The sequence below is a fragment of the Streptomyces sp. NPDC052101 genome (genome assembly GCF_040680235.1).
In the GTDB taxonomy this organism is placed as follows: domain Bacteria; phylum Actinomycetota; class Actinomycetes; order Streptomycetales; family Streptomycetaceae; genus Streptomyces.
Map to the genome: position 1 here is coordinate 1 of NZ_JBFAWH010000170.1, position 1,055 is coordinate 1,055.

Genomic DNA, 1,055 nt, shown 5'->3' on the forward strand with positions numbered 1-1,055 from the left:
CGGCTTCCCCGCCGCTCTCGTGACCTCCGCGGCCTTCTTCGCGGTGACCAACGGGCTGACCGTCGTGGTCGTCCTCCAGCTGCAACTCGACGCGCCCCGCCGTTCTTCGCCGGGCGTCGGCTCTCCTACGAGCTGGGGATCCCGTGGGTCGCCGTCAGCGACCCCTCGATGCAGCTCGCCGACGACCTCCTCCTCGGGTGGTACACGGGCTCGCCCGGCACCCAGGCCCACGCCACGCTGCTCGCCACTCTGCGGGCCCTGGCGGACGGGCTGGGCCGTGACCTGCTCCTGGTGGGCGGGTCCGGGGGCGGCTTCGCGGCGCTGCGGCTGAACGAGGAGCTCGAGGGGCGCAGCAGCGTCTTCGCCTGGAACCCCCAGACGGACCTGCTCGACTACTACCCGCCCACGGTGCGGGACTACCTGCGGACGCTCTTCCCCGGTGAGGAGCTCGACCCCGTCGCGGAGCGCGAGGCCGTGGAGGCGCGGCTGGCCGAGGAGGGGATCGAACACCGCGTGGGCACGCTCGACGCGGGCCGTCGCGTGGTGGTGTTCCAGAACGCGGGCGACCACCACGTGGAGGGGCACCTGCTGCCCCTCGTCCACCGCACCTCGGGCACGCCGCGCTGCCCGCCCACGTGACGGCGCGGGCCGTGGACGCGATGCGTCGGGGCCACTCGGCCTCGACCGTGGCGACGGACATCGACGCGCTGCTGGCGCATGAACGGGGCGACGACTCAGACGGGCCGGACGTCCTGGTCACCGTCGAGCCCGGCGGGCTCTCACGGGTGGACTGGGCCGCCTTCCCGGGAGAGGCCGACGACGGGCACGCCTGCACCCTGTCGCGAATGCACGGCGAGGACGTCGTGGACCAGGCGGAGCACATCGGTCCGCCCGTGGTGGTGCCCCGGCTGGACGAGGGAGAGCACTGGCGGCTGGAGGCGTTCGACGCGCGCGGTCGGCGGGTCCACGAGATCCACGTCGACGGTCGGGGGGCCCGGTGCTGTCCGGCGGCACGGGCGGCTCCGCCCGGCTCCGTCGCGCCCGGCAGTGACGCC

2 protein-coding genes are annotated in these 1,055 nt (G+C 74.7%); both read left to right on the top strand.

The window, feature by feature from the left end; all coding sequences use genetic code 11:
- The first annotated feature begins 168 nt into the window (after positions 1 to 168).
- Positions 169 to 639, top strand: coding sequence for a hypothetical protein (locus tag AB0L75_RS44560; protein ID WP_365191984.1), 471 nt, complete (start codon positions 169 to 171; stop codon positions 637 to 639).
- 11 nt (positions 640 to 650) lie between these two features.
- The coding region (locus AB0L75_RS44565) for a hypothetical protein (protein WP_365191985.1) at positions 651 to 1,055 on the top strand (405 nt) is incomplete at its 3' end.

What these genes read in the sequence shown, in the direction of transcription:
- AB0L75_RS44560 (WP_365191984.1), top strand. Translation starts at nt 169, where the DNA reads ATGCAGCTCGCCGACGACCTCCTCCTCGGGTGGTACACGGGCTCGCCC.